General features: G+C 64.0%; 16 protein-coding genes. 4 read left to right on the top strand and 12 right to left on the bottom strand.

The window, feature by feature from the left end; all coding sequences use genetic code 11:
* Window positions 1-48 precede the first annotated feature (48 nt).
* The 5 genes from ACIOU9_RS10560 to ACIOU9_RS10540 form a co-directional block, all read right to left on the bottom strand.
* The gene (locus ACIOU9_RS10560; protein ID WP_133834098.1) at window positions 49-651 is read right to left on the bottom strand and encodes a hypothetical protein; all 603 of its coding nucleotides are present in this window, start codon (window positions 649-651) and stop codon (window positions 49-51) included.
* Window positions 648-1220 (bottom strand): hypothetical protein, encoded by a 573-nt coding sequence (locus tag ACIOU9_RS10555; protein WP_133834099.1) that lies wholly within the window; start codon window positions 1218-1220, stop codon window positions 648-650. Before ACIOU9_RS10555 ends, ACIOU9_RS10560 begins: the two co-directional genes overlap by 4 nt.
* 118 nt (window positions 1221-1338) lie before the next feature.
* Window positions 1339-2724, bottom strand: a complete 1386-nt coding sequence (locus ACIOU9_RS10550) for a hypothetical protein (protein ID WP_133834100.1) — start codon at window positions 2722-2724, stop codon at window positions 1339-1341.
* An 18-nt stretch (window positions 2725-2742) separates the two neighbouring features.
* On the bottom strand, window positions 2743-3066 hold the full coding sequence (locus ACIOU9_RS10545) for a hypothetical protein (RefSeq protein WP_105656206.1): 324 nt from the start codon (window positions 3064-3066) through the stop codon (window positions 2743-2745).
* Between the two features lie 134 nt (window positions 3067-3200).
* Window positions 3201-3488: a WXG100 family type VII secretion target gene (locus ACIOU9_RS10540; protein WP_066141890.1), complete on the bottom strand. Its 288-nt coding sequence runs from the start codon at window positions 3486-3488 to the stop codon at window positions 3201-3203.
* Window positions 3489-3633: 145 nt separating this feature from the next.
* Here ACIOU9_RS10540 and ACIOU9_RS10535 point away from each other — a divergent pair, with 145 nt between their 5' ends.
* Both ACIOU9_RS10535 and ACIOU9_RS10530 read left to right on the top strand, forming a co-directional pair.
* A complete protein-coding gene (locus ACIOU9_RS10535) occupies window positions 3634-4680 on the top strand; it encodes an RDD family protein (protein WP_133834101.1) in 1047 nt (348 codons plus the stop codon).
* Window positions 4677-9131, top strand: coding sequence for an FtsK/SpoIIIE domain-containing protein (locus tag ACIOU9_RS10530; RefSeq protein ID WP_133834102.1), 4455 nt, complete (start codon window positions 4677-4679; stop codon window positions 9129-9131). The genes ACIOU9_RS10535 and ACIOU9_RS10530 overlap by 4 nt, the downstream gene beginning before the upstream one ends.
* A gap of 22 nt (window positions 9132-9153) precedes the next feature.
* On the opposite strand, the gene ACIOU9_RS10525 is transcribed toward ACIOU9_RS10530, so the two are convergent.
* The gene (locus ACIOU9_RS10525; RefSeq protein ID WP_133834103.1) at window positions 9154-10602 is read right to left on the bottom strand and encodes an amino acid permease; all 1449 of its coding nucleotides are present in this window, start codon (window positions 10600-10602) and stop codon (window positions 9154-9156) included.
* Window positions 10603-10732: 130 nt separating this feature from the next.
* Between ACIOU9_RS10525 and mmuM the strand changes: the two genes are divergently transcribed.
* Complete coding sequence (gene mmuM, locus ACIOU9_RS10520; protein ID WP_286172206.1) at window positions 10733-11680, top strand: homocysteine S-methyltransferase; 948 nt, start codon at window positions 10733-10735, stop codon at window positions 11678-11680.
* A 114-nt stretch (window positions 11681-11794) separates the two neighbouring features.
* Here mmuM and ACIOU9_RS10515 read toward each other — a convergent pair whose 3' ends face one another.
* The 6 genes from ACIOU9_RS10515 to ACIOU9_RS10490 form a co-directional block, all read right to left on the bottom strand.
* Window positions 11795-12559, bottom strand: coding sequence for a hypothetical protein (locus tag ACIOU9_RS10515; protein ID WP_105656202.1), 765 nt, complete (start codon window positions 12557-12559; stop codon window positions 11795-11797).
* 126 nt (window positions 12560-12685) lie between these two features.
* On the bottom strand, window positions 12686-13504 hold the full coding sequence (gene xdhC, locus ACIOU9_RS10510; protein ID WP_133834105.1) for a xanthine dehydrogenase accessory protein XdhC: 819 nt from the start codon (window positions 13502-13504) through the stop codon (window positions 12686-12688).
* Between the two features lie 2 nt (window positions 13505-13506).
* On the bottom strand, window positions 13507-15840 hold the full coding sequence (xdhB, locus tag ACIOU9_RS10505) for a xanthine dehydrogenase molybdopterin binding subunit (protein WP_402696861.1): 2334 nt from the start codon (window positions 15838-15840) through the stop codon (window positions 13507-13509).
* Complete coding sequence (locus ACIOU9_RS10500) at window positions 15837-17342, bottom strand: xanthine dehydrogenase small subunit (protein WP_133834107.1); 1506 nt, start codon at window positions 17340-17342, stop codon at window positions 15837-15839. Before ACIOU9_RS10500 ends, xdhB begins: the two co-directional genes overlap by 4 nt.
* A 272-nt stretch (window positions 17343-17614) precedes the next feature.
* Window positions 17615-19117 carry an NCS2 family permease gene (locus ACIOU9_RS10495; protein ID WP_105662034.1) on the bottom strand — a complete coding sequence of 501 codons (1503 nt, stop codon included), beginning with the start codon at window positions 19115-19117 and terminating at the stop codon, window positions 17615-17617.
* Window positions 19118-19129: 12 nt separating this feature from the next.
* Entirely contained in the window at window positions 19130-19615 is a 486-nt protein-coding gene (locus ACIOU9_RS10490) for a nucleoside deaminase (protein WP_133834108.1), read from the bottom strand.
* A gap of 436 nt (window positions 19616-20051) precedes the next feature.
* On the opposite strand from ACIOU9_RS10490, the gene ACIOU9_RS10485 reads away from it, so the two are divergent.
* Complete coding sequence (locus tag ACIOU9_RS10485; RefSeq protein ID WP_133834109.1) at window positions 20052-21461, top strand: MFS transporter; 1410 nt, start codon at window positions 20052-20054, stop codon at window positions 21459-21461.

Here is a 21461-nt window from a genome sequence, read left to right as displayed (position 1 = left end):
AGTTAGTTACAAAATCTTTGTGTTCGGGGAGCCTGGATCTGGCAGTATTCAATTCTCATCCATTTCACTATCGAATTCATCCTCTTCAAAGTTGACGGCTTCGAAAAAGTCGATCATAGGGTCCATCATGAAGCTCAACGCAGACAGGTCCGAGTCGTAGGCTTCCAGCAGGAATACCAGCCCGTGCGAACGCGCAACGGTCCTCACATGCCCGATGGCCGGCAGCACAGCTGAACCGTTTCCTTCACGCTTCCCATCCAGCGCGATGACGGAAGACAATTGGATGATCTGGCCAAGTGACTCCGAGTGGTATTCGCTCATCTGGACCGGTGCCGCCGATTCGTAGTCCGGCCGGGCCAGTTCCTCCAAGCTCAGGGCAGGGTCGTCATCCAGAACTATCAAATGGGCAGTGCCCAGTGCGTGTCCATCTTCAGGCGAATACCAGAGTGTATGCTCGGCTTCGGCTATCTGGTTGTTCGCCACGTCCAAAGCCAGCTGCTCATAGACCTTCCGCAGCTCAGGATCTTCCGGGATGGCCAATTCCGCAAGGTCCTGTGCCCATTGCTCCGCCGTCGCCCAATTATCTTCAGGAAATGAGCGAGGTACTGGAATCCAGAATTCCAGATCCGGTTCAATCTCGTATGTTGTCATTGAATTGGCACCCATTTGAAAGTTCCCAGTATCGACAAGCCCAACGACCTTAATCCTTCGGCGAATGCCTCACCATTCTCCGACTCAACGTGCGCGTAGGAATAAAGCAACCACAATCCAGCTTTTGGATCCGGATCGATGCTTCCATCCGGCAAAGGACGAGGAACAACCATGTTCAGGCCATTGTTCTTGAGCTCGGGAGCTTCGGCAGCTTGCTCCACGGAAGACCAGAGGTACCAGTCTGCTCCGTCGGCATCTTCGATTTCGATCTGGTTGCCGCCTGCGGCCTTTCGCGCAGCATCCAGCAAAGTGCCGGAGGGCCCCACCTTGAGTGGTGTCAGGATCACGGAAACCGGCATTGCACCGACGGCAAGTTTCTCTACCGGCATTGCGAAGCCAAGTGATCCACGGCGCCTCAAGTACTCGAACGTCTGGTGCATTTGCCGTCGAAGCATCAATACCAGGTCTGCGCGCCCAAGTGCCTTGGGCTCAGCAGTCACCAGCTTCGTCAAAGCCTGCTCGTGCTCCACACTGCTGTTGAATTCGCGCCAACCTGCCGGATAAAGCAAGCTATATCCGATGCCTCGGGGACGCGCCTTCGACGCTGGTGGTGTTGCGCTCATCGTTTCTCCCGCCAATTCAATGTGTAGCTCGGATGTTCACTTTACGGATTGCTCCGCGCCTAAGCTACTTCTCGCGAGTCAAGTCCCAGATGCTTGGAGGCGCGGTCACTATGACGTTGCCCCGGTCTTCCCAGTTCCCGTGCTTCGCAATCTTTTCCGCCCAGGCCTTAGCTTGGGGACCCACGTCGTCAGGGTTCTTCAGTATGTACGCAGCCATCTCGCGATGCTTTGTCGCGCTTCCCTCCGAGATGTACTTCACGTATGTCTTCCAGTCGCCTTTGAATTCCTTATTGAAACCATCCAAATACTTATTGCTCTTGCCGGAGACGTTCTGCTGGTACTTTTGCTCGATCTTGCGGTTGTTGCGCCGAATCTTGGCTTTGGTCTGGCGGCTTCCACGGATCGTAGTTTTCAGTGGTCGTTTGGTGCCCGACTTGATGGAAGACCTGACAATGCCGCGCCCCGTGCTGGAACGCGTCTTGCTAAAGGCCTTGATAATATTCCGAGGCCCCGCTTTGGACCCTGCCTTGATCCCCGACGGGAATGCCTTGCTTAAGCCGGAGAAGGCTTTTCCAGCAAAACGGCCGAACGGGATAATTCCGACTACCGCTATTAGCAAGCTGGTCCAGTCCCCATCGCCTTGGACCATCTTGATGACCTCGATTGCCACCACGGCAACGGCAGCGATCACCGCAATTGCTGATGCGATCGGTCCCCACACCGGCGATGTGATGAACAAGGCCGCAATGCCCACGCCCAAGGCAATCCAACCTAGAACCGAACCCAGGGTAGAGAGGAACTTGTCATCGTTGTCCGCGGCTTTGAACGCATCCTCGATTTCGCCGACTGCCTCATCGTAGGCATCTTCCCAATAGGAAACGCGACCGTCGAATTTGCCCCACAGCTCACGCAGGTCTTCTTCGGCTTCTTCGCGCGCAGCGGTTGCTTCTGTCAGATCGCTTTTGGCCTCCGCTTTTTCCTCGTCGGTTCCTTCGCTGAAGCCGAGGAATCCGTCGGCATCATCTACTGCACCCTCGGCAGTGTCTTCCTGGCTTCTCTTGGTCTGCACGCTCTGGTGCGCATCCTCGATGTCCGTGATAAGCGCATTCAAGGTCGTGTATGAATCCACACCGCCCTCGGCGGTACACATCTGGAGCGCGCCTTGGACCCGGTCCAAAGAATACGAATATTTCTTCAAGGCCTGGCCCGTGCCGTCGTATCGGATGGCTGCCTTGCGCAATTCGGGAAATACTTCTCCAGCGTTCTCGCGCAGCTTGGCAATAGCTTCGGATTTCAGATCTGAAGTTCCATTGCTGATATCTTCCAGCCTGTTCGCAGTGCGTTCCATCTCTTCGCCCGAGGTGATCAGGTCCTTGGCGCTCCGGAGCAGGTCATCAGGATTTCCTTCGATGAGCTGCAGGGGTGAGCCCTTTGGCGATTCCAAGGTCATATCGTCAGTTTTCTCCGTCTACTTTGCTTCTTTGGGGGCGTCGGAAGCACGTGAATTCAAGAAGGCCTTCTTCGTTTCCAGATCCCACTCTTCGAATCCGTCCTTGATGTCCTTCAACCCGGTATGCACTCCTTCAAGATTCTTGAGGAGGTCATCTCGGGTATCGTTCCAGTTGTCTTCGAAGTCCTTGACCCGGTCTTTCAGATCGCCTTTGCCCATCGGGTCTCCCACTGAGCCGGCCATGCCTTTGGCAAAGTCAGACGCATTCTCGAAATCCTTAATACTATTGCCTAGCTCCGTGACAATTTCTTCCAGGCGCGCCAAATAGATCTCATCGGCCATGGTGCAAACGACTCCTCGGGTATCCAGCGACGACGCTGAAAGACAATTCGGTAATGAAAGATCAGGCGGTGCAAGAAAAATGTGGCCGCCCGCAACTTCCCAAGGCGGCCACATTAGTCCGTAAGAAAATGGGCCTACTTACCAGCCATGGAACGATCGGTGTCCTGGATCTGCTCCATCATGTCGCGCAGGGCGATTGCCATGTCATTGATGCCGTCGAAAGCCTTCTTCAAGCCATCGTTCAGGTCCTTGTAGCCTTCGCCGAACTGGCCCGAAGCGTGCTCGGTGGTGAAGTCCTCGCCCAACAGCTTGTCCACGCCGGACTGCAGCTGCTCAAGTACGCCATCCAGGTCTTCTCGCCCGGTGTCAAGCTTCGATGCCATGGCTTCCATTTCGCCGTAATTGGCCTTGAAATCAGTCACAATAATGCTCCTCGACTTGTCGACTGGCCCGCTTTCAGGGCCCCTTTAGTTCGTTCAGAGTCTAGAATAATGTGGCAGATGGCCTCCGTTCAATGGGGAGAACTCCCCGTGGCAGGCCGGCATTGAACTGAAGTAGAAAGGTCCCATGGACGTCGTTTCAGCAGCAGCCCTCGCCAAATCCTCCACCCTCGGAATGCGGCCGGCCGAAGCACGCCTGCGCATTTGGTCCTACCTTATCGACTACGCTATTTCGCTGGCTGCATTGCTGCCCGCCGGCATCGGCTACGTGATTTTCCGGGTGACTGGGCAGTACTCCACCGTTCCGCTGGTCCTATCCGCGGTCAGTGCCCTGCTATTGCTGGTCTACCTGATTGTCTTGCTCACGATGAACAGCCGCAAGGGCTCTTCGCCCGGCAAGTCCGCGATGCGACTGCGCGCCACCGGACTGGGCCGCTTCGCCGCACCGGGTTTCCCCCGCGTTATGGTCGCGTCTTTCGCCTTCCTGCTCAGCCATCTCCTCCCGCTCATTGGCCCCGTCCTGCTGCTGGCCTCCTGCCTGTTCGACAAAGAGCACCGCCGCAGCTGGCTGGACAAGATTGCCCAGACCTATGTGGTCGATGTGCGCAATGGACTGGACCCCACCAACCCGCGGGCGCTGGCCCGTGCCGAATACCTGCTTTCGCGCCCGGACCGGGATATCTCCGAGCATCTGCCGTCACTGGGAACGATCGAAGACGACGCCGGGCGCGAAGAAGCCGCCGTGCCTTCGCGTGCCCGGTCCACCGCTGGCATTGTCGGAGCGCAGAACAGCGACTGGCATTCGCCTTCGGAGCAAGGGCTGGGAATCGTCCGCCGCGCGGCCTTCGCCTTCGACGACGGGTCCTACATCCCGGTTCCCGAATCCGGGCTGATCGGGCGTGCGCCCCAGGCCACCGCGGGCACCGGCAATGAACTGCTGGTCGCGCTGAAGGACCCGGAACGTCTGATGTCCAAAACGCATCTGGCCTTCGGCTGCGACGGGGCGAATGCCTGGATCATGGACCTGGGATCCAGCAATGGCACCCAGGTCATCGTCGCCTCCCGCGCCCCGCACAATGCACCGCCCCATGTCCGCCTGCATCTGAATGACGGTGACGTCGTCCAAGTCGGCAGCCGCACCTTCCGCATTACCTTCCAGGAGACCGCCAAGTGAAAATCAAGGCCACGCTCAGGCGACCGGACACCAGCACCGTGGACGTCATCCTGACCTGCGATGCGACCGCCACCGTGGGAGATGCCGCCCGCGCCCTGGCCGGGGAGCAGGTTCCCGAGCACCCCACGCTGCTGGCCACGGCCACCGGCACCGCCCCGGTGCAGCTCGATCCGCACACCCCGCTGGCCGAAGCGGAACTGGGTTCGGGCTTCACCATCGAAGTCGTGCCGACTACCGACGCCTTCGTCTCGGGCGGCTCGGCGGCCGCGGTGCTGCGCGTGGCCAACGGCCCGGATGCCGGCATGGCCTTCGCGCTGCCCGCCGGCACCTCCTATGTGGGGCGCTCGGAGAAGGCCACCGTGGTGCTCAACGACCGCATGGTCTCCACCCGGCATGCGCGCATCGAGGTGGGCAGCAAGATCGAGTTGGTGGACCTGAACTCCGCCAACGGCATCCTGGTGGATGGCGGCTTGGCCCAGCGCGTCTCGGTGATCCCCGGCCAGCTGATCACCCTGGGCGCCACGGATGTCTACTTCGAGCTGCTGCACGGGACCGCCACGGGGCAGTCCCCGGTCTACGAGATGGGCGGCTCGATCCTCTTCAACCGCTCCCCGCGGGTGGAGATCCGCTACCCCGGCGAGGAACTGCCTCGCCCGGCGATCCCGCAGGAAGCCAGCCCCAAGCTCTTCCCCTGGCCGATGATCTTCGCACCGCTGATCATGGGCTTGACCATTTTCTCGCTGACCCAGCGCGCGCTGTCGCTAATCGTGGTGCTGGTCTCGCCGCTGATGATGCTGGGCAACCTGATCGGCCAGCGCACCCAGAACAACAACAAGCTGCGCCTGGAAATCGAGACCTTCGAACGGCAATTCGAGGCATTGGAAGATGGCCTGCTGGCCGGGGAGGAAGCCGAACGCGCCCACCGGCGCAGCGAAGCCCCAGCCACCGCAACGGTCTTCGAGCAGGCCGAGTCCCTGGGCCAGCTGCTCTGGACCCGACGCCCGGAGCACTGGAACTTCCTCTCCCTGCGGCTGGGCTCGGGAACCGCCCGCAGCCGCACCACCGTGGCCCCGTTGGCGGACCGGGCAGGACTGCAGGAATACGTCGAACGGGTCGAAGAGCTCACCGAGCAATACCGGATGATCGACGATGTGCCGATCATCGAGCTGCTTCCCTCTGCCGGCGCCATCGGCATTGCCGGGCCCCGGCTGCAGTCCGCTGATGTCCTGCGTTCGCTGGCCGTGCAGCTTTTCGGCCTGCACGCCCCCAACGACCTGTGCACCGCCGCGATCATCGACCCGGCCTGGACCGGGGACCTGGAATGGTTCAAGTGGCTGCCGCACACCACCGGGCCGCGCTCCCCGCTGGCCCAGCTGGCGCTGGCCGATACGCAGACCTCGGGCACCGTGCTGCTCAACGCCCTGGAAGAGCTCATTGCCCGGCGCAACGACCCGGCCTCCTACCGGCTGGGCCCGCTGTCCACCCGCAACTCCTCCATGGAGCTGGGCAAGGAAGCCGGCGAGCAGAACACCAGCCTGCCGGTAGCCAAGGACCTCTCGCTGGTGCTGTTCGTCAGCAATGACGCCCCGGTGGACCGCGCCCGGCTCTCGCAGATCATCGAGCGCGGACCGGCCGTGGGCATCTACACGATCTTCGTGGCCCCCACCGTCCAGTCCCTGCCCGCGGCCTGCCGCACCTTCGTGGATGTCACCCGGGGCCCGGAGGATGCCCGCGTGGGCTGGGTGCGCGCCGGCGAAGAAGCCCGCAAGGTGACCGTGGAAGGAGTCTCGCGCGAGCATGCAGAGCACTTCGCCCGTCGGCTGGCTCCGATCGTTGACTCCAGCTCGCTGGTCCCGGACTCTTCGGATATCCCGGACTCGGTGTCGCTGCTGCGCATCCTGGGCACTGATCTGGCCGAAGCACCGGACGCGGTGCTCGAGCGCTGGAAGCAGAACAACTCGGTGATCGACCGCGCCGCCACCGGGCCCCGGCCGCGGCTCAAGCGCGCCGGAACCCTGCGCGCCTACATCGGCCAGAGCACCCCGGATGCGATGAGCCTGGATCTGCGCACCCAGGGCCCGCACGCCCTGGTAGGCGGCACCACCGGCTCGGGCAAGTCCGAATTCCTGCAGGCCTGGGTGCTGGCGATGGCCGCCGAGTACAGCCCCGACCGGGTCACCTTCCTCTTCGTGGACTACAAGGGCGGCTCGGCCTTCGCCGACTGCGTGGAGCTGCCGCACTGCGTCGGGCTGGTCACCGACCTCTCCCCGCACCTGGTCCGCCGCGCGCTGACCAGCCTGCGTGCCGAGCTGCACCACCGCGAGAAGCTCTTCCACCGCAAGAAGGCCAAGGACCTGCTGGAGCTGGAAAAGCGCCAGGACCCGGAGACCCCTCCGGCCCTGGTCCTGGTGGTCGACGAGTTCGCCGCCCTGGCCGGGGAGGTCCCGGAATTCGTGGACGGCGTAGTGGACATCGCCCAGCGCGGCCGTTCATTGGGAATCCACCTGATCCTGGCCACCCAGCGCCCGGCCGGGGTGATCAAGGACAACCTGCGCGCCAATACCAACCTGCGCGTGGCCCTGCGCATGGCCGACGCCGCCGACTCCAATGACGTGGTGGAGGACCCCATCGCCGCCGGCTTCGATCCGTCGCTGCCCGGCCGCGGCATCGCCAAGACCGGCCCGGGCCGGCTGGTGCCCTTCCAGTCCGGCTACGCCGGAGGCTGGACCACCGACGAGCCCGAAACGGCCGAAGTGCGGGTGGAGGACCTGCGCTTCGGCGGCGCGCGCGTCTGGGAGCAGCCCGAATCGGGGACACCGGACATCGAGGAGAACAGCGGCCCGAACGACCAGAAGCGCCTGGTCTCCAGCTTCATCGCCGCATCCAACGGGGCCGGGATCCCGGCACCCCGCCGGCCCTGGCTCGATGATCTCTCGGCCACTGTGGACTTGCGCGAGCTCGCCCCGGATTCGGACAGCCGGATCCCGCTGGCCCTGGCCGACATCCCCGAGCACCAGGCCCAGGAAACCGCCTGGTTCGAACCCGATACCGACGGCCACCTGCTGGTCTACGGCACCTCCGGCGCGGGCAAGTCTGCGGCCCTGCGCAGCATCGCGATCGCCGCGGGAGCCAACCCTTCGGCCGGCACCGCAGCGGTGTACGCGCTGGAATTCGGCACCAGCTCGCTGCGGTCGCTCGATCCGCTGCCGCATGTCGGCGCGGTGATCGGCGGCGATGACGTGGAGCGCATCCAGCGCGTCTTCCGCATCCTGGCCGAGCACCTCGATGAGCGCTCGGCCCGGTACGCGGCCGCAAACGCCGCCTCTCTGAGCGAATACCGCCAGGTCACCGGGGACTTGTCCGAGCCGCGCATCTTCTTGCTGATCGACGGCTTCGGCCAGTTCCGCAGCGACTGGGAGCTGGGCCACGGCCGCGGCGAGTACTACCAGGTGTTCATGCGCATCGTGGGCGAAGGCCGCCCGCTGGGCGTGCACGTGGTCACCACCGCCGACCGCTTCGGCGCGGTGCCCACCGCGATCAGCGCGAACATCACCCAGCGCGTGGTGCTGCGCATGGCCGACGAGCAGGCCTACAACGTGCTGGGCGTGGCCAAGGATGTGCTGGGCGAACGCAGTGCCCCGGGTCGCGCCATCATCAAGGGCCACGAGGCGCAGATCGCCGTGCTGGGCGGCACCGCGAACGTGGCCGAGCAGACCGCGCTGACCACCAGCTGGGCCCAAGAGCTGGCAGCTTCCGGTGCCCCGCAGGCGGCCGGAGTCGAGTCGCTACCGCAGGAATTCTCCGCGGCGGCGCTGCCCGACACGGTCAACGGGCAGCCGGCCATCGGCCTGTCGGATGCCACCCTCGCACCCTGCGGCTTCGAGCCCATCGGCACCTTCGTCATCGCCGGGCCGCCGCAAAGCGGGAAGACCAACACCCTGCGCGCCATGGTCACCGCGCTGGAACGCGCCAACCCGGCTACCCAGTTCTTCCACATTGGCGGCCGGCGCGCCGAGCTGCGCGGCTGGCGGACTTGGAACGGCACGGCCTCGGGCCCGGCCGAGACCCGGCAGTTCGCCAAGGACATGCTGGATCTGGTCGCCGACGATTCCATGCCGGGCAAGATCGTGTTCGTTGTGGAGAACTTCACCGAGTTCGCCGATTCGGATGCCGAGCGCCCGCTGAAGGAACTGCTCAAGGCCATCAACCGCTCCGACCACTTGTTGATCGCCGACGGAGACATCAACGCGTTCTCCTCCAGCTTCGGGCTGCTCGGCGAACTGAAGTCCAACCGCCACGGCATCGCGCTCAAGCCCGACGCCTACGACGGGGACTCGCTGTTCAAGGTGCCCTTCCCGCGCGTCAAGCGCCACGAATTCCCGCCGGGCCGCGGATTCATGGTGCAAAACGGGCAACGCACCCTGGTCCACCTTCCACTCGTGGAACAGTAGGGCCGACGGACTCTGCGCCGGTTCAGTTTCCCGCGAACGATCCCGCACTTTGCCCTTCACGCTGCGGGCTGAACACCCCAGCGCCATGGCGCCAGCGGTAATAGGCCAAGCAGGCAAGGGTGAACGGGACGCCGAAGTACAGTGCTGGTCGCTGCACTGGATCAAAAGCCACACCCACCAGTGAAGCGCCAAGCAGCACCAAGGCGATGATCGGCAGAATCGGGAACAATGGTGCCCGATAGGGCAGGGAATCGGTGGATCCATGCAGGGCAACGTAGTGCCGGCGGAACGACAGGTGCGATGCACAGATCACGATCCACACCGCTACTACCGCAAACCCGGCAATGGATACCAGAGCCATGAAGAGCGACTGCGCCGCGATGAAGCTGGAGAACAGCGATACCAGTCCGCCGAGGATCGACAGGCTCAGGGCCAGCATCGGAATGCCCCTGCTGTTGGTCTTGGACAGGGCCTTGGGCGCCTGGCCTGCGGCTCCCATGGAATGCAGCATGCGAGCGCATGAGTACAGTCCGGAGTTTCCTGCCGAGAGCAGGGCGGTGATGATCACGAAGTTCATGATGTCCGCACCGGCTGGCAGGCCGGCGACATCCAGGACCGTGACGAAGGGACTCTCATTCGCGCCTGCCTCGGCAAACGGGATGATTGCGGCTACGACCACGATGGCACCGATGAAGAACACCGCCAGGCGAACCACGGCGGTGCGGATGGCCCGCGGAATGCTCAGCTGCGGGTTCTTCGCCTCGCCGGCCGCGACGCCGATCAGCTCGGTGCCGCTGAATGCGTAGAACACCGAGAGGACGGTGACCAGTACTCCGGTGATCCCCGCAGGGAACAGTCCCCCTTCGGTGCTGAAATTGGACAGGCCAATCGCGCCGGCGTCACTGGCCGGGTTGATGCCGATGATCGTGGCGGCGCCAACGACAACCACCAGCAGCACCGCCGCCACCTTGATCAGCGCAAACCAGAATTCGGTTTCTCCGAAGACCCGCGATGAAGTCGCATTCAACGCAAACAGCAAGGCAGCGAAAACCAGTGAGAAGACCCAGACGGAAATCGAGGGGAACCAACGTTGCATCAGCAGCCCGGCTGCGGTGAATTCGCTGGCCAGGGCTACCGCCCAGCACAGCCAGTAGAGCCACGCCGTAGCAAAACCCCACGCTGGTCCAAGATCACGGGTGGCGTGTGCATGGAATCCTCCTGCCACCGGATGCCGCGCCGATAGCTCTCCCAGCCCGCTCATCACCATGTAGGCCACCAAGGCTCCGACTGCATAGGCCAGCACCGCGCCCAGCGGCCCGGCTTGGGCAATGGTGTATCCGGAGGAAACGAACAGGCCCGAGCCGATCACCCCGCCCAAAGCGATCATCACCAGATGACGCGAGGTCATGGTTCTTAGCAGTCCGGAATCGGCTGGTGCAGTCTCGTTGGTGCTGACGATGCTCTCGGTCATGGGGCTCCTTGTGGAATGAATGCGCTTGCAGGATATCGAGCTTGGACGGCAGTCCCGGACGGGCATGTCATCTGTGGTCACACGGCGTCAAGGTCGGTCATCCAAGCACTCGCCGTGTACCCTCGATGACGTGCATACCCCAAACCACTCCAGCAATTTCCGTGACGCATTGCGCGCCGAAGGCAGCCCGCCAATCATCCTCGACGGCGGTCTCGGCACCCATCTGGCCGATCGCGGCAATGACGTGACCGGGCACCTGTGGTCAGCGCAGATCCTCATGGACCGCCCCGAAGAGGTCCGCGCGGCGCACCAGGACTTTTTCGCTGCCGGTGCCCAAGTTGCCACGACTTGCTCCTACCAGGTCAGCTATGACGGCCTGGCTCAGGTGGGCTCCGAGCAGCAGATGGAACAAATGCTGCGCACCAGCGTGCGCCTGGCGCGAGAAGCCTCCAGCGCTGGGCGCACGGACACAGCACGCTGGGTGGCCGCCTCGGTGGGGCCCTACGGTGCCGGACCGGGCGCCGGGACCGAATACGACGGCGCCTATCGCAAGACGGCCTCCGAGCTGGCTAACTGGCACCGCAAGCGCTTGGAAATCCTGGCTGATGCCGGTGCCGATCTGGTCATCTTTGAAACCGTGCCAAGCCTGGCAGAAGCAGAAGCATTGACCGTATTGGCTCGGGAGCTGCAACTGCCGGCGTTGCTCAGCCTTGCGGTGCGCGCCGATGATCAAGGCCGAGTGGTTCTGGGCGATGGCACCGATCTTCGAGTCGTGGCCGGAATCGTTCAGGAATCCGGTGTGTGGGACGCAGTCGGCGTGAACTGCTGCCCGGTACCCCAAGCGGTGGCCGCGTTGCAGATCCTGGGAGAAGAAACCGGCTTGCCGCTGTTGGCCTACCCGAATAGCGGTGAAATTTGGGACCACGAAGCTCGTGTGTGGGTCCCAGGAACTGAGGGCAATGATTTGCCCGGAGCGGTTCCTGAACTCGTGGCCGCGGGCGCTCGCCTGATTGGCGGTTGCTGCCAGGTCACCCCGGGACAGATCACCCGGGTCCGCGAAGCCATCCAGCTCGGCTAAGGCCCGTCCCGGCACTTCGGCTTCCGCTGAGCCAGCGGCTTGTCCGCAGGCCTGGACAGTGCGCGAAAAAGCCGGCAGCAACACGCAGTTGCTGCCGGCCTGGGACCAGTTACCTTAGAACTCGAAGTCGCCGAAGTCCCCACCGGCGCCGCCGAGGAAGTCCCCGAACATGCCTTCGGCCTGGCCGCCCAAGCCTTCACCGGCCGCAGAGAGCTGTTCCCCGGCACCGGATACGGTATCGCCCAGGCCCTCGGCCATGGAACCGAACTCTTCGCCGATACCGGCGAAACCATCAAGCAGCGGTCCGGCAATGGCGGTACCGATGAACGCACCTGCCACGCCGCCGAGCAGGCCGACACCCAAGCCGCCGGCCGCGCCGGCAGCCATGCCCATACCCCGTCCCTTGCCGCCGGAACCCAAGATCTTGTCCATGAACCCGGGACGCGACATCTCCGCGCGGGTTGCCGAACGGGCCAGGTCCCTTGGGTCCTGGCTCATCGGGCGTTCTGCTGGCGGCAACTGCTCGGAGAGTTCATGATGCAGCAGTTCGCGTTGCTGCGGGGTCAGCCGGGCGAAAGCCTCGGCGTGGGCGCGTTCCATATCCTGCGGCGGAGCGGTACGGAGCATGTAGCGGTACTTCTCGATCGCGGCCTGGTCCTCGCGCGACGGTGCCGAGGCCGGCTGGTTGCCGTAGCCGCGCTCGCCGTAGTTCTGGTGCTGCGGCTGCTGCTGGTAGCCGCCGGGATTCTGCTGGTAGCCGCGTTGCTGGTTATTGGAGCCACGCTGGTTGCTATTGGAGCCGCGCTGGTTGAGCTGTTCCCGGACGTACTCGCCGGCCATTTGCTTGCCCTTGCGCAGCAGCTTGTCGAACATGGACATGGAATTGGCCTCCTAGACGTTGCGGGCGCGGTGCACGAAGCACCGCTCTCCCCTGTTTAAACTCCCCGGCATTGCTACTTGTTCCCCACGTTAGACAATTCTCATAATCGCCCGCCGGCCCCGCACCTAGGCGCTGCGCACCGGCTGCTTTGCCCCGGACGTGATCCTCGCCAGCAAATCGGCGGCCACGGACACGGCAATCACCGCCGGCTGCTTTCCCCGCACCTGCTCGATTCCAATGGGGCACTGGATCACCGCGATCTGCTCGTCGCTGAAGCCGCTGGCACGCAGATTCTTCTGGAAGCGGGCCCACTTGGCACTCGACCCGATCAATCCGATCGATCCCAAGCCCGGGTGGCGCAACGCGGCATCGCACAGGTGGAAATCCTCGGCATGATCGTGCGTCATGATCAGCACGTGCGTTCCCCCAGGCAGGCAGCTGAGCACCTGCTCCCCGAGCACCGCCACCGCCGAATGGATCCGCGCCACGCTCGGTTCAAGGGCCGGCAGGTCCGCCAGGAATTCCGGGCGCGAATCAATCAGATGCAGCTCCAGGTCATGGCGGGAGAGAATGCGGGCCAATTCCATGCCCACATTTCCCACCCCGAAAATCGCCACCGTGGCAGGAACCGGCAAGGGCTCGAGCAGCACCGTGATCTCGCCACCGCAGCATTGCCTGCCGTACTTGGCCGGGGCCTTGTCGCTGAGCTTCATGGTGATGCTCTGCGGCTGGTTCCCGCTCGCGCTGATCATCTGCCGGGCCCGTTCCATGGCAGCCATCTCCAGGTTGCCCCCGCCGATGGTTCCGAAGATCTCCTGGCTGGCAATCACCATTTTCGCGCCGGCCTCGCGCGGGGCATGCCCGCGCACCGCGGTGATGGTGGCCAGCACCGCGGGACGCCGCTCATTGCGCAGCGCGGTGACAGCTTCAATCCACGACAGCATGGCTACCGCTCCTCCCGTGCCGCTTCGATCGCCCAGAACACCGCTTCCGGAGTCGCCGGGGACGCCAGCGGCACCGGACGCCCGGAGCGGCCGAAGGAGGCAATGGCCTGACGCAGTGCCTCGCGCACCGAGAAGGCGAGCATCAGCGGCGGTTCTCCCACGGCCTTGGAACCGTAGACCGCGCCTTCCTCATGCGCCTTGTCCAGCAAGCTGACGTTGAAGACGTCGGGCATCTCGGAGAAGCTCGGGATCTTGTAGGTGCTCGCGGCTTGGGTGGCCACCCGTCCGCGGCTCGGGCCATCGGAGGTGTCCCAGCGCAAATCCTCCAGGGTCAGCCAGCCAGCCCCCTGCACGAACCCTCCCTCGATCTGCCCCAGATCCACCAGCGGCGAGAGAGAATCGCCCACATCATGGACGATATCCACGCGGCGCAGCACATAGGAGCCGTCAAAGCCGCTGACTTCCACCTCGCTGGCCGCCACCCCGTAGGAGAAGTACTTGAACGGGCTGCCCGTCATCTGCGAGAGGTCCCAATGCAGCCCTTCGGTCCGGTAGAAGCCGGCGGCCGAAAGCTGGACCCGCTGGAAGTACGCGGCGTTGACCACTTCTTCCCAACCCAGCGATTCGCTCTTGCCCAGCGCGGTGACCCTGCCGCGGCTGAAGCGCAGATCTTGCGCCGGAACCCCCAATTGTCCGGCGGCCACCTGCGCGAGCCGGCCGCGGATCTGCTCGCACGCATCCTTGACCGCGCCGCCGTTCAGGTCGCTGCCCGAACTGGCTGCGGTGGCCGAGGTATTGGGCACCTTGTCGGTGCGCGTGGGAGCAATGCGCACCTTGGATAGCGGCACGCCCAAGGCGGTGGCGGCCACCTGCAGCATCTTGGTATGCAGGCCCTGTCCCATTTCGGTGCCGCCGTGGTTGACCAGCACCGAACCGTCCTTGTAGACCAGCACCAACGCGCCGCCCTGGTTGAAGGCGGTGAGGTTGAAGGAGATGCCGAATTTCACCGGCGTCATCGCCAGCGCCCTTTTGGCGTGCTCGTGCCCGGCATTGAATTCTGCGATCTGCTCCTCGCGTGCGGCGATACCTGCCGAGCCGAGCAGCTGGGTCCAAGCAGCCTCCAAGCGCTCGGGATGCCGGACCGGCTGGTAGTACGGGGTGTCCTGTCCCTGGGTGTAGAAATTGCGGCGGCGCAGTTCCCGGGCGTCCAATCCCAGCTGCGGGGCCACCCGGCCCAGGATGTCTTCCATGACCAGCATGCCCTGCGGACCGCCGAAGCCGCGGAACGCGGTCTGCGAGGTCTTATGGCATTTGGCGATGCGCCCGTTGACCCTGATATTCGGGATCCAATAGGAATTGTCGATATGGCACATCGCGCGGGTCAGCACCGGTTCGGACAGATCCAGGCTCCACCCGCCGTCAGCGGTCAGCTCGGCCTGCAGGGCCAGGATCTTGCCCTGATCGTCGAAGCCGATTTTCCAGGTGGCATGGAATCCGTGGCGCTTACCGGTCATGGTCATGTCCAGGGTGCGGTCCAGCCGCACCCGCACCGGCCGTCCGGTGAGCACCGCGCCGAGGGCCGCCACCGCGGCATAGCCATGGGGCTGCATTTCCTTGCCGCCGAAGCCGCCTCCCATGCGCAATACCTGCACGGTGACCTCGTGGGCGCCGATGCCCAGCACATGCGAGACGATGTCCTGGGTTTCGGTGGGATGCTGGGTGGAGCAGTGGATCATGATCTGCCCGCTCTCATCCACCATCGCCAGCGAGTTCTGGGTTTCCAGATAGAAGTGCTCCTGGCCGGCGAACTCGAAATCGCCCTCGAAAACGTGGGCCGCCTGCGCGAAGGCGGCCTCCGGATCGCCCTTGGAGATCTCGGGCTGGATGCCGTGGAAGCTGTTGGCCCCGATCGCGTCCTTGATGGTGATCAGCGAATCCAGCGGTTCGTACTCCACGCGCACCGCCCTGGCCCCGGCTTTGGCAGCTTCCAGGTCTTCGCCCAGGACCCACGCCACCGGCTGGCCGAAGAACATGACTTCTTCCACCGGGAGCAGCGGTTCGTCGTGCTTGGCGCCCTGGTCATTGACCCCGGGAATGTCTTTCGCGGTGATGACCCGGACCACCCCGGGTACCTGCTGCGCCGCACTGGCATCCAGGCCCAGGATTTTTCCATGGGCGCAGGTGGACTGCACCGGGTAGGCGTGCAGGACCCCGGCCAGACGCGCAGCCAGGTCGTCGGTATACAGCGCGGTGCCGGTGACGTGCGCGGCCGCCGATTCGTGGCGGTGGCGCTGGCCGACTACCGGTGCGTCGGGGCGTTGGGATAGCTGGCTCATGAGTTCTGCTCCTGTCCTGCTTCCAAGCGGCGTTCAAGCTGCTGGGCATAGAACCGTTCAAGCGAGGAGGCCAGCATGGCCTTGCGGTAGTTGGCGCTGGCCCGGTGGTCATCCATCGGGGTTCCTTCGGTGCCCATGGTGCGTGCCGCGGCCCGGATGGTTTCCAGGTTCCACGGCTGGCCTTCCAGCTCGGCTTCGGTGGCCACGGCGCGCAGCGGGGTTGCGGCCACGCCGCCCAGCCCGATCCGCGCCGTGGTGATCATGCCGTCCGACACCGTGAGCGCATAGCCGATGGCTACCGAGGAGATGTCATCGAAGCGCCGCTTGGAAATCTTCTGGAAGCTGGTCAGCGGCGCCAGCGGCAGCGGGATGCGGATCGCGGTGATCATCTCTCCCGGCTCGCGCACGGTCTGCCGGTAGCCGGTGAAGTAGTCCGAAAGCGCCACCATCCGGTTGCCGTGGATGCTGGAAAGCACCAGCTCGGCCTCCAGCGCCAGCAGCGCCGGCGGGGTGTCGCCAATGGGCGAGCCGGTCCCCAGATTGCCGCCGATGGTTGCGCTATTGCGGATCAGCCTTGACGCGAACTGCCCGAAGAGCTGGGAGAGCAGCGGAACCTGCCCGGCGAGCTTGCGTTCCAGCTCGCTCAGGGTGCAGCCCGAGCCCAGTTCAAGGTACCGCTCGTTCCAGTGGATCTGGCGCAGTTCGGGCAGCCGGTCGATGGCCAGCACCGAGCGGGCGCGGGCGCCTTTGATGTTGACCTCCACGCCCCAGTCGGTGGCACCGGACACCAGTACGGTCTGCGGTTCGGCGGCCAGGATCTGCAGTGCCTGATCCAGGTCGCTGGCCCGGCGGAAACGGCCCAGGTCCCCGGTAGGGGTATCGGCGCGCTGGATATCCGTGGCTGCCGGGGCCGGTGCGGCGCGCTGTGCCCGGGCAGTCAGCGGGTCATCCGGCTCGGGCTCGCCCAGGGCGTAGGCGGCGTCGCGGATCGGGCGGTATCCGGTGCAGCGGCAGAGATTGCCCGACAGCGCGTGCAGGTCGAATTCATTGGGTCCGCACTCGTGCGCGCCGCTATCCTCCGCGCTGACTGCGGGATTGGCGGTCCGCTCGGGGCGGTAGTATTCGGCGGCCATGGAGCAGACGAATCCGGGGGTGCAATAGCCGCACTGGGATCCGCCGCGGTTGGCCATCTCTTCCTGCACCGGATGCAGCGCCGCGACGCTGCCCAGCCCTTCGGAGGTGATGATCTCCTGGCCGTCGAGCGCCGCGGCCGGCAGCAGGCAGGCGTTGACCGCCGTCCACCTGCTGCCTTCCCCATCGCTGCGGGCCACCAGGATCGAGCAGGCGCCGCACTCGCCCTCGGCACAGCCTTCCTTGCATCCGATCAATTGCTGCCCGCGCAGGAAATCCAGCGCGTTGGTATGCGGCGGCCCGTCGAATTCCCGGACCTTTCCGTTGACCGTAACCAGGCATTTTGTCTCTTGCGTTGCCTCGGCGCTCATGCCGTTGACACCTCCTGCGCCCGGGTATCGCCGGACGCACCATGAATGAATTGGATGATGGGTGGGATCTGGCGCCCTGCCGGAGGTTCCAGGCTCGTCCAGGGCGCCGCCGCGTGCTGCGGCGGGATCAGTTTCCGTGCGCTATCTGGCCCTTGGACCAGGCGAGGCATCCGCCCATGATTACCCTCCAGAATTCGGATCATTCACATCCATGCAAACCATCAAGGTGAGCCACCTCACCTCAGTGGATCCTTACTATAGCCCGTATCAACTCAGGCCAGTAGGGCCGTAATCGGGCCCCGTGCGAAGTACACCAGGAAGCCCAGCGCCACCACCCACAGCAGCGGGTGGATCTTGGCATACCGCCCGGCCGCGGTGTTCACCACCACCCAGGCGATGAACCCTGCGCCAATGCCATTGGCAATGGAGTAGGTCAACGGCATGGTGATCAGGGTGAGGAACGCCGGCATGGCGCTGGAGAACCGCTTGAAGTTGATCTCGCGGATCTGCGCGCACATCAAGGTGCCCACCAGAACCAGTGCCGCGGCAGCCACCTCGATGGGAACCACGGAGGTCAGCGGCGTGAAGAACATCGAACCCAGGAACAGCACGCCGGTGATGACCGAAGCCAGCCCGGTGCGCGCTCCTTCCCCGATGCCGGCCGCCGAATCCACGTAGACGGTATTGGAGGAGGACGAGCCCATGCCTCCGGCCACCGCGCCCAGGCCCTCGACCACGAACGCGGCCTTCAGCCGCGGGAAGGTGCCGTCCTTGCGCGCCAGACCGGCATTCTTGGCCAGTCCGGTCATGGTGCCCATGGCGTCGAAGAAGTTCGTGAACACCAAGGTGAACACCAGCATCGTCGCCGCCAGCGCGCCGATCCGCCCGAAGGATCCGAACAGGTCGAACTCCCCGGCCAGCGATAAATCCGGCAACGAGACGATATTTCCCTGCAGCACCGGCATGTTCAGGTGCCAGCCATGCGGGTTATCCGCGCCGGCTGGCCCGATCCTGAACACCAGCTCGGCGATCATCGCCAGCACCGTGGAGATCACGATGCCGATCAGGATCGCGCCCTGCACCCCGCGGGCCACCAGCGCGCCCATGATCAGCAGGCCCACCACGAAGACCATGGTCGGGATCGAGACGATCGACCCGCCATCGCCCAGCTGCACCGGAGGCCCGGCGGCGGTACGGGTAACGAAGCCGGAGTCCACGAACCCAATGAAGGTGATGAACAGCCCGATGCCCACCGTAATGGCGGCCTTCAGGTCCTTGGGGATGGCCCGGAAGATCGCGGTACGCACCCCGGTCATCCCGAACAGGACGATCAGCACGCCGTTGACCACCACCAGTCCCATGGCCTCGGGCCAGGTGACGTCCTGGATCACCGAGACGGCCAGGAAGGAGTTGATGCCCAATCCGGCGGCCAGGCCGAAGGGCAGGTTGGCGATCAGCCCGAACAGGATGGTCATGGCCCCGGCGGTCAGCGAGGTCATGGCCCCGACCTGCGCGGCCGGAAGCCAGTTGCCGGCCACATCCACGGGCGCGGCCTCGGCGCTGAATCCGCCGAGGATCAGCGGGTTGAGGATCACGATGTAGGCCATCGTGAAGAAGGTGACGATCCCGCCGCGCAATTCCCGCGCCAGCGTGGACCCGCGTTCGGTGATGCTGAAGAACGCGTCCAGGATGCCGCCCGGCCCGCCCGGCCGGCGCGGCTTGCTGCCGCGCTGCGCGCCCTGGGGGCCAGCTGGCAAGCGACTTGTCGTGGTCATGGTCCTGGACCTTTAGTAGTCGGTCCGGGATTCTTGCGAATCCCATGCCTTGAACGGCAACAGGTGCTCGCCGCCTTCGGACTGGAAGCAGTTCACCGGCATCAGCGAGCGGTTGGATTTTGCTTCGAAGTAGTCGTAGAACACCGCGTCGTCGAATCCGGCGGCAGCCGCATCATGCCTGTTGGCCGCGAAGAAGACCTTGCCGATGCGGGCCCACAGCGAGGTGGCCAGGCACATTGGGCAGGGTTCGCAGCTGCTGTAGAGCACGCAGCCGCTCAAGTCGAAGGTCCCCAAGGCGGCGGCCGCGGTGCGGATGGCCACCACTTCGGCGTGCGCCGATGGATCATTGTTGGCCGTGACGCGGTTGACCCCTTCGAAGACCTGGCCGTCGGAGGCGACCACGACGGCGCCGAAAGGCCCGCCAGCGTTGTGGACATTTGTGGTGGCAATATCGATGGCCATCGAAAGATAGTCTTGGCCAGTGGTAGTAACGCTCATCGCGTGGCTCCTCATGCTTTGGACAAGAGAACCGCAGCGCGCTGCTTGGCGCTAGCTACCGGTTGCGCTTGTCACCTGAAATCGATCAGTTGCATGCCCGGTAGATAGCGACCCATCAGGTGGGTGCCCGCCATAGACAGCTACGAGATTATCAGCGGATTGTGACGTAAGCAACACTTCTTTTGAAATCTCTTTTTCGCATCATGAACAAAAACTTGCCGTCTTGCCGCTCATCCCCTCTCCCACTAGCAGCGATCCGACGGGACTGGCCCCTCCCTCCAGCACCGCGAATCCCTAAGCTGGATCGTTGCCCCGGCGCTCGGGTTTCCAACACATTACAGCCGCCTATCGGCGCACCGATCCGGCGGGTGAATTTAAGTTCCCTTCGGCGCAACAACCTGAGCACCTAGGCGAAATACCTCTTTGAGAAGCTCAGATGCATCAAGTGCTAGAGAAGGGATCGGATAACGTGAGCGCACAGCTAGAAGCATCTGACACATCGCAGGCACTGCAAGTGCAACCGGGACGCTGGGTCAGCAATTGGACCCCGGAGGATCCAGAATTCTGGAAGCGCACCGGATCTGCGGTAGCCAGCCAAAACCTCAAGTGGTCCATCTTCGCCGAGTTCCTCGGATTCAGCGTTTGGCAGCTTTTCGCCATTGTCGTGGTCTATCTTCCAGTAGCGGGATTCAGCTACAGCACCACGCAGCTGTTCTGGCTGATCTCCATCCCGAGCCTCGTCGGTGCCACACTGCGCATCCCCTACACGTTCATGGTGGCCCGTTTCGGCGGGCGCAACTGGACGGTCATTTCCGCGCTGCTCCTGCTGATTCCGGCCGGCGGCATTTCCCTGGCCCTGGCTGATCCGTCCACGCCATTCTGGGTCATGCTCAGCCTTGCGGCGCTGACCGGCTTCGGCGGCGGAAACTTCGCTTCCTCGATGGCTAATATCACCTATTTCTACCCCGCTTCCCGCAAGGGATGGGCGTTGGGCCTCAACGCCGCCGGCGGCAACCTCGGCGCGGCGGTCGCCCAGCTGCTTGTACCGGTCATTGTCACGGTCTTCGCCGCCGGGGCGTTGCAGCTACCGCTGGCAGGGATGCTCTGGATCCCGTTGATTCTGCTCTCCGCATGGGGTGCCTGGAAATACATGCATAACCTGTCGTCGGCCCGCTCAGATATCCGCGGCGCCATTGCCTGCCTGAAGGTAAAGCACCTGTGGATCATCTCCGCACTGTATGTGGGAACCTTCGGCTCCTTCATTGGATTCTCGGCAGTATTCCCCAAGCTGATCGTTGACACCTTCCCCGAATACGCGGCCTTGCCGTTGGGCACCGCAACCATCACCTTGGCTTTCCTCGGCCCGCTGGTCGCGTCCCTGGCCCGTCCATACGGCGGCAAGATCGCTGACAAGCTCGGCGGCGCACGCATCACCGTGGCGACCTTCGGAGCCATGGCCTTGATTACCGCTGCGCTAGTGCTCAGCCTGCCACGGGCCAACTTCTGGATGTTTCTATTCCTGTTCTTGCTGCTCTTCACCGCAAGCGGCATCGGCAATGGCTCGACCTACCGCATGATCCCGGCAGTCTTTGCCCTGAGCGACGAGGGAAAACAGGCAAGCCAGGTGGATTCTTCGCGCAAGGCGGCCGCAGCCCTCGGTTTGATCTCGGCCATTGGCGCCTACGGCGGCTTCCTGATTCCCCAGGCCTTGGGCCTGTCCGTATCCAGCACCGGCGCCTACACCACGGCGTTCATCATCTTCATCGCGGTCTACCTGCTGCTCATGGCCACCGCATGGTTCGCCTATGCACGCTCAGGCACCCGTTTCGCCCAGCACGGAGTCTAG

Origin of the sequence: Glutamicibacter sp. NPDC087583 (assembly GCF_044743685.1) — a bacterium.
GTDB lineage: Bacteria > Actinomycetota > Actinomycetes > Actinomycetales > Micrococcaceae > Glutamicibacter.
Note: the sequence above shows the minus strand (reverse complement) of the source record. Positions and strands in the feature narration are given on the sequence as shown.